Source organism: Coleofasciculus sp. G3-WIS-01 (assembly GCF_040223135.1).
Classification (GTDB): domain Bacteria; phylum Cyanobacteriota; class Cyanobacteriia; order Cyanobacteriales; family Coleofasciculaceae; genus Coleofasciculus.
Window position 1 is genome coordinate 1 of sequence record NZ_JAVJZI010000129.1, and the last position, 7596, is coordinate 7596.

6 protein-coding genes are annotated in these 7596 nt (G+C 44.9%); 5 read left to right on the forward strand and 1 reads right to left on the reverse strand.

The genetic code is table 11. The features are described 5' to 3' along the window. Window positions 1-28: 28 nt before the first annotated feature. Entirely contained in the window at window positions 29-469 is a 441-nt protein-coding gene (locus RIM23_RS12755) for a type I restriction-modification system subunit M N-terminal domain-containing protein (RefSeq protein WP_446367598.1), read from the reverse strand. Between the two features lie 116 nt (window positions 470-585). Here RIM23_RS12755 and RIM23_RS12760 point away from each other — a divergent pair, with 116 nt between their 5' ends. The 5 genes from RIM23_RS12760 to RIM23_RS12780 all read left to right on the forward strand — a co-directional run bounded on the left by RIM23_RS12760 (window position 586) and on the right by RIM23_RS12780 (window position 7412). Then, window positions 586-1938, forward strand: a complete 1353-nt coding sequence (locus RIM23_RS12760; RefSeq protein WP_446367600.1) for a selenium-binding family protein — start codon at window positions 586-588, stop codon at window positions 1936-1938. 314 nt (window positions 1939-2252) lie between these two features. Next, the gene (locus RIM23_RS12765; protein WP_446367602.1) at window positions 2253-3128 is read left to right on the forward strand and encodes an Rpn family recombination-promoting nuclease/putative transposase; all 876 of its coding nucleotides are present in this window, start codon (window positions 2253-2255) and stop codon (window positions 3126-3128) included. Between the two features lie 319 nt (window positions 3129-3447). Then, on the forward strand, window positions 3448-4692 hold the full coding sequence (locus tag RIM23_RS12770; protein ID WP_446367604.1) for an RNA-guided endonuclease InsQ/TnpB family protein: 1245 nt from the start codon (window positions 3448-3450) through the stop codon (window positions 4690-4692). A 75-nt stretch (window positions 4693-4767) separates the two neighbouring features. After that, window positions 4768-6672: a sulfite reductase, ferredoxin dependent gene (gene sir / locus RIM23_RS12775; RefSeq protein WP_446367606.1), complete on the forward strand. Its 1905-nt coding sequence runs from the start codon at window positions 4768-4770 to the stop codon at window positions 6670-6672. Window positions 6673-6788: 116 nt separating this feature from the next. Further along, window positions 6789-7412 (forward strand): LysE family translocator, encoded by a 624-nt coding sequence (locus RIM23_RS12780; protein ID WP_446367608.1) that lies wholly within the window; start codon window positions 6789-6791, stop codon window positions 7410-7412. The last annotated feature ends 184 nt before the right edge of the window (window positions 7413-7596 follow it).

A 7596-nucleotide genomic window follows, 5' to 3' on the forward strand; every position in this document is an offset into this window, starting at 1 on the left:
AATCGCTGAGTATTGAGTTGTCTTTCCTTTAGCCTTGAACTCGAAGACCAGCATCTGACGTGGAACAACTCGACATCAACATGGTAACACAGAAAAAGTCGTCCTTCCAGGACGAGGCTTGAAACCCAAATTTTCGGTCAATCTCAGTGACTAGCGTGGAAATCGTGGTGTCCTTTTTAATAGAAGAATGGGCATCGGTAAAAATTTCTTTGACCAGCGTAGAGCCGTGACTGCCTAAATAGCTCAACAGCCCCTTATAGAATTCCAAGGGCTTCTCTGTTTGTCCCTCTAGATCATCCCAACGATAACCCTCCGGAAGTTGACGCTCGGTGCCGGTTTCCTTCGCCATCTTCAGAAACAGCAGGTACGTCAGTTCGATCACATACTGATGGTAGGTTACTCCGTCGTCTTTGAGAATATTGCAGAGATTCCAGAGCTTGGCAACAATGTCATGGGTGACAGTACTCATAAGTAAAAATTATACACCTTACACGTCATCGTGCAAAAGCCCATCATCGCAGATCGGGCGAAAAATTAGCGCCAAATATCGGATAAAATCAAAAATCAACAATCAAACTTTTTCCTATGACCCATGCCTGTTGTGGACCCGGTTACGCTTCCCCTGAAGCAGCAATGAAAGCAGACCGGGAAACGGTTCTCTATACCATCGCCCTCTATACGGGAACGGGAATTGAAGCACCGGACTACTTAGCCACGATTGATGTTGATCCCACTTCCCCCACCTACTCCCAGGTGATTCATCGCCTACCCATGCCCTACATTGGCGATGAATTGCACCACTTCGGCTGGAATGCTTGCAGTTCTTGCCATGGGGATAGTAGCAAGTCCCGCCGCTTTCTGGTTATCCCTGGAATCCGTTCCAGTCGGATTTATATTGTGGATACGGCTGAAGCCAAAGCCCCCAAACTGCACAAGGTTATTGAAGCCGAAGAAATCAAAGCCAAAACCAATCTGAGTGCACCCCATACTGTTCATTGTCTGGCAAATACTCAGGTGATGATCTCCATGCTAGGTGACAGTGAAGGGAATGGTCCGGGTGGTTTTCTGCTATTGGATGAAAACTTTGACATTGCCGGACGCTGGGAACATCAAGCGGAGGGGATGAAGTACAATTACGACTTCTGGTATCAACCCCGCCATAATATTATGGTCAGCAGCGAATGGGCTGCCCCAAACACCTTTTATCCGGGGTTTGACTTGAATGATGTGGCGGCGGGTAAATATGGTCAACAGCTTAACTTCTGGGATTGGAAAACCCACGACATTATTCAATCGGTAGACCTGGGTGAAGAGGGTTTAATTCCCCTAGAAGTTCGTTTTCACCACAATCCCGGTAGTACCCACGGATATGTTGGCGCGGCACTAAGTAGTAATATTTGGCATTGGCATAAAAATAAAGGCGAGTGGCAAGTGAGTAAGGTGGTTGATGTGCCGCCTGTGGAAGTTGAGGGATGGTCTTTTCCTGTACCTTCGTTGATTAGTGATATACTCCTTTCCCTAGATGATCAGTATCTTTATTTTGCCAACTGGTTGCACGGTGATATTCGCCAATATGATATCCGTAATCCGTCTAAACCGAAGCTAACCGGACAAGTTTGGTGTGGTGGAGTCTTGGGTAAAGCCGCCCCTGTCAACGGACATCAATGGGTGGGAGGACCGCAAATGCTGCAATTGAGTTTAGATGGCAAACGCCTCTATGCCACGAACTCTTTATTTAGCAGTTGGGATAATCAGTTTTATCCCGATATCGCCCAAAAAGGTTCCTACTTAATTCAAATTGATTGTGATACCCAAAAAGGTGGACTCTCGATTAATCCCGACTTATACATCGATTTTGGTCAAGAACCTAACGGACCTGCTCGCGCCCATGAGATGCGCTATCCTGGCGGGGATGCTACATCCGATATTTGGATTTAGCTCGATTAGGGGTACAGCATTACCCCTTGGTGTCAACTGAACCCGAAGAAGCCCTGATTTCTTTTGAGCGAGCGGCATTTTCAAGGGTGCCGCTTAGAGTTCTCTTTTTTAACGTTTAGCACCAAGATAGAATGTAGTGAACAGGTATCCTTAAACGATTATGCGATCGCACTTACTTGCAGCGTTAGTTAAAAAGGGTATTCAGGGGAACTACCCCAACGTCAACAGGCGGAAGGAATTGATCATCTTATCATGAATCATGAGGGCGAAAATCTGTCAAAATATATTAGGTAAACGTTTCCATTGATGCCCTTATGCCCCAAACACACATCCGATTTGATTGGGCGATTAAAAAATTACTGAGAAACAAAGCGAATTATGGTGTTTTGGCTGGTTTCCTCAGCGAGTTATTGGGGAAATCCATCAAGATTCAATCAATCCTCGAAGGTGAAAGCAATCAACAAACCGAGGATGACAAGCTGAATCGAGTCGATATTCTGGCAGAAAATGACCAGGGTGAATTAATTCTGATTGAAGTGCAAAACAATACAGAGCAAGATTATTTTCATCGGATGCTCTACGGCACATCGAGATTAATTACCGACTTTCTGGAAAAAGGAGAAGCTTACGGTAAAATCAAAAAAGTCTATTCAGTCAATGTCGTCTACTTTTCTCTGGGGCAGGGGGAGGATTATATTTATAAAGGGATATTAGATTTTCAGGGCTTGCACCTAGAAGACAGGTTAGGACTATCAATAAACCAGCAGAAGTTGTTTAATATCCAAGAGGTATATGAGATTTTTCCGGAGTATTATGTGATTAAAGTCAACAACTTTAACGAGGTAGCGAAGACTCCCTTAGATGAATGGATATATTTCCTGAAAAAGAGCCAAATCAAAGAGGAATTTACCGCCCAAGGGTTAGCGGAAGCGAAGGAAAATTTACTCGTAGATAGCTTGAGTGCAGAAGAAAGAGCGAACTACCTAAGATTTATGGAAAATCGGCGCTATGAAATCAGCCTGATAGAAGGTTCGCGCTCAGAGGGAAGATTGGAGGGAATTGAGGAGGGCAAACAGCAAGAAAAGATTAACGTAGCGAGAAAACTCAAACAAAAAGGGACTGATCTTGACACCATCACAGAAGTAACAGGACTGAGTAGAAAAGAGATTGAGAAACTTGATATACCGTAGGGGGGGGCATTACCCACCAACTTTAAGGAGGTCTTCCGGACAAGTGTGTGCTAGACTAGCATCTTATTTGCGATCGCACAGGCATCCCTAGTCAAGGCAACAATCTTAATTTATCCAAAAGTCGCACCCACACCGATGACCCAAGTATTAGGATCAGAGTATTCAACGTAATCCCGATAGATTTACAATATAGCGATGGTGAAAGCCCCTGTGCTTTAGCCAGGGGATGAAACCGAGCGAGGCGTATAGCCTAGCAACTAATAGTTGCTAGTTTTAATCAGCTTGTGCTAGAATTATACTATAAGTTTGACGTGGTAAAATGATTGTCTACGAAGGTAAGCTGAAGGGTAAAGAGTACCAGTATAGAAGGCTCGATGAAGCCATTCGTACTGGTCTTTTTATTCGTAACGCTTGCCTTCGCTATTGGGAAGATGGTCATGGAAGGTGTCGGAATGATTTCTCTAAATACTGCACAGTTCTTGGGCATTGTAAAGATCTCCCCTGGGCGGGGAAATTAAACTCCCAAGCTCGACAAGCCATGTCTGAGCGTACCTGGGCTAGCATAAGTCGATTCTTTGATAACTGCAAAAAGAAAATCTCAGGGAAGAAAGGTTATCCTAAGTACAAAAAAAACCGCCCCAATCACGGTTCCGTGGAGTACAAAACATCCGGATGGAAGCTATCAGAGAATCGTGACCACATCACGTTCACCGATGGGTTTAAAGCCGGAACGTTTAAGCTCTATGGGACTCGTGACTTAAATTACTACCAACTCAATCAAATCAAGAGAGTTAGGGTGGTTCGTCGCGCCGATGGCTATTATGCTCAGTTCTGTATAGATTATGACAGGACTGAAGACAAGGAACCAACGGGCAATACTGTAGGGTTAGATGTGGGACTGAATCATTTTTATACCGACTCAAATGGCGAAACCGTTGATAACCCTAGATTTTTGAGGAAGTCAGAAAAACAACTAAAACGACTCCAGAAGAGAGTATCTAGGAAGAAGAAGAAGGGTCAACCACAGTCTAATAACTATAAGAAGGCTAAGCAAAAATTAGCCAAAAAGCACGCTACAGTCAGTAGGCAGCGTAAAGACTTTGCGGTAAAGACTGCATTGTGCGTAGTCCGGTCTAACGACTTGGTAGCTTATGTAGACGCGCCAGCGGCTTGCCGAAGGCTAGACTTGCAAGTGCGAAATATGGTCAAAAATCATCACCTGGCTAAATCTATCAGCGATGCGGCTTGGTCTGAATTTCGTTGCTGGCTTGAGTATTTTGGCAAGGTTTTTGGTGTGGCGACAGTTGCGGTTAAACCCCACTACACTTCTCAGAATTGCTCCAATTGCGGTTGTGTTGTGAAGAAATCACTCTCGACTCGGACACATAAATGTAAGTGTGGATGTGTTTTAGACCGTGACTGGAACGCTGCGATAAACATACTCAAGGAAGCACTTCGTACTGTAGGGCATACAGGAACATTCCAGGAATACTGGATAAACGCTTCGGGACAACTCGCCCTCTGGTGTATTGATGAAAATCAATATTCTAAGGTGATTGGATGAACGAAGAATCCCCCGCGTTTTCAACCGGGGGAGTGTCAAGGTAATATAGCTGATCCGTTCGGACTTATAGCATCCATGGTTGTATCTCAGAATCCCTCTGTACAGAAAACGTCTAAGCTTGAAGGCATAAAAGAACGCAGTAACTTCTTACGCGAACCCGTAGCCAGCGAGTTGCTGGAAGACACCACCCACTTCAGTGGCGATGCGGTACAAATTCTTAAATTTCACGGTTCCTACCAGCAAGACAACCGCGATAACCGGATTAAAGGGCAAGAAAAAGACTATCAGTTCATGCTGCGAACCCGTTCTCCCGGCGGGTTTATCCCCCCCCAACTTTATCTGACACTAGATCAACTCTCCGATGAATACGGGAACCATACCATGCGAGTCACCACTCGCCAAGGTTTTCAGCTTCACGGCATTCTCAAAAAGAACTTAAAGGCAACCATCGCCGCCATTGTCCGCAATATGGGTTCAACCCTTGGCGCTTGCGGGGATTTAAACCGCAATGTCATGGCACCTCCCGCCCCGTTCAAGACTCGTCCTGATTACCAATATGCCTGGGAGTATGCCGATAAAATTGCCGATTTATTAACCCCTCAGACGGGCGCTTATTATGAAATTTGGCTGGATGGGGAAAAGGCAATTAGTGCTGAAGAAGCCCCAGAGGTGAAAGCGGCGCGTCAGCGTAATGGCAACGGTACGATATTCGCGGATAAAGAAGAACCGATTTACGGGGAACATTATATGCCCCGTAAGTTTAAGTGTAGTGTTACCGTACCAGGGGATAACTCGGTTGACCTCTACACCCAAGACGTTAGCTTGGTGGTGATGATGAATCAGCAGGGAGAACTTGAAGGATTTAATGTTCTCGCCGGTGGTGGTTTAGGACGCACCCATAATAAAGAAGAAACCTTTGCCCGTATGGCTGACCCCATTGGCTATGTGGCAAAAGATGATATCTTCGACTTAATCAAAGCGATTGTGGCAACTCAGCGAGACTATGGCGATCGCGTGAGTCGTCGTCATGCGCGAATGAAGTACCTGATCAATGATTGGGGCGTTGATAAGTTCCGCGCTAAGGTTGAGGAGTACTTCGGTAAACCCCTAGCCGCCTACAAACCCCTCCCCGCCTTTAAATATAAAGACTATCTGGGATGGAACGAGCAAGGAGACGGTAAGCTATTTTTAGGCATTTCCATTGAGAATGGGCGAGTCAAAGATGAGGGGAACTTCAAGTTAAAAACAGCCCTCCGGGAAATTGTCAAGCAATTTGACTTACCCATGAGGATGACACCCAACCACAATGCCATTCTTTATGAGATTGAAAAGGATCAGCAGCAACCCATTGAACAGATTCTCAACCAACATGGGGTACAAATCACCCCAGAGGGAATCGAACCCCTAGTCCGCTATTCCATGGCTTGTCCCGCCCTACCCACATGTGGCTTAGCGATTACTGAATCAGAACGGGTAATTCCGAGTATTACCGCGCGGATTCGGGTGCTGTTGGACAAGTTGGGGTTAAAGGATGAACATTTTGTCATCCGCATGACTGGATGTCCTAATGGATGTGCCAGACCTTACATGGCAGAATTAGGATTTGTGGGGAGTGCGCCAGGAAAATATCAAATGTGGTTAGGCGGTTCACCGGATCAGACGAGGTTAGCACAAGCCTATATTGAAAAACTGCCGATTGAAGAACTCGAATCCTTCCTCGAACCCATGTTCATGCAATTCAAGCAACAGCGCGAACTTGGGGAAAGTTTCGGGGATTTTTGCGATCGCGTGGGTTTTGATGCGATTCGGGAGTATTCGGCTAATTACGTCTTTGCCAAACCCACCAATAAAACCCGACATCGGATTTCCCTCAACGATGATCTTTACAGCCGTCTCAAAGACGCCGCCGCGAGTCAAGGAAAGCCGATTAGCCATCTCGCCGCCGACGCGATCGAGGCGTTTCTCAATCAGTCATCTTAAATTAGACGCAACTCATTCAGATTGATTAGGTAGGGGCACGATACTATCGTGCCCTTTATCAAATACCGTACTTAACCCAACCTACAACCTATCCCCCAATTAACGATTCAACTGTTATGACAAGCAGTATGACATTTAGCACCATTGTTGCATTATTCAGTGCGATGGTTGTTCTGGCTTCTATTCCCAGTGTCAGTGTATTGACTGTCTCCACCCGATCCGCTACGTCTGGATTTATGCATGGTGTTTTCACAACCCTAGGAATAGTAGTCGGTGATATTATCTTCATTCTCATCGCTATTTGGGGTTTATCACTGCTGGCAGCAAAAATGGGAGGCTTATTTTTCCTGATCAAGTACCTGGGTGGTGCTTATCTTGTCTGGTTAGGAATAGGGTTATGTCGGTCAAAATTGAATAATTTGGAAACGCAGGCAGTTGTAGAGTCTTCTTGGCTGTCTAGTTTTATCGCCGGATTATCTATTACATTAGCCGATCAAAAAGCAACTTTATTTTATCTGGGGTTTTTCCCAGCTTTTATTGATCTTTCCCAAATATCTTATCTTGATACTCTCATCATTATCGCGATTACTACAGTAGCCGTAGGCGGTGTTAAACTCGGTTATGCATTCATGGCGAATAGAGCGAGATTACTGATCAGTTCTAGAATAGGAAAGGGAATAAATAGGATTGCCGGCTGTATAATGATTGCTGTTGGCGTGTTTTTGATGATCAAACCTTAATTGACCTTTATCGAATAATTATGTTAGCTTGAACAAGCTGTAATGCATTTAAATTGGGTATTAGTAGCGAGTTAAATTGGGTATTAGTAGCGAGTTAAATTGGGTATTAGTAGCGAGTTAAATTGGGTATTAGTAGCGAGTTAAATTGGGTATTAGTAGCGAGTTAAATTGGGTATTAGTAGCG

Excerpts from the sequence above, each read along its gene's own strand:
- RIM23_RS12765 (WP_446367602.1), top strand. The coding sequence starts at position 2,253 with ATGCCCCAAACACACATCCGATTTGATTGGGCGATTAAAAAATTACTG.
- RIM23_RS12770 (WP_446367604.1), top strand. The coding sequence starts at position 3,448 with ATGATTGTCTACGAAGGTAAGCTGAAGGGTAAAGAGTACCAGTATAGA.
- RIM23_RS12755 (WP_446367598.1), bottom strand. The coding sequence starts at position 469 with ATGAGTACTGTCACCCATGACATTGTTGCCAAGCTCTGGAATCTCTGC.
- sir (WP_446367606.1), top strand. The coding sequence starts at position 4,768 with ATGGTTGTATCTCAGAATCCCTCTGTACAGAAAACGTCTAAGCTTGAA.
- RIM23_RS12780 (WP_446367608.1), top strand. The coding sequence starts at position 6,789 with ATGACAAGCAGTATGACATTTAGCACCATTGTTGCATTATTCAGTGCG.
- RIM23_RS12760 (WP_446367600.1), top strand. The coding sequence starts at position 586 with ATGACCCATGCCTGTTGTGGACCCGGTTACGCTTCCCCTGAAGCAGCA.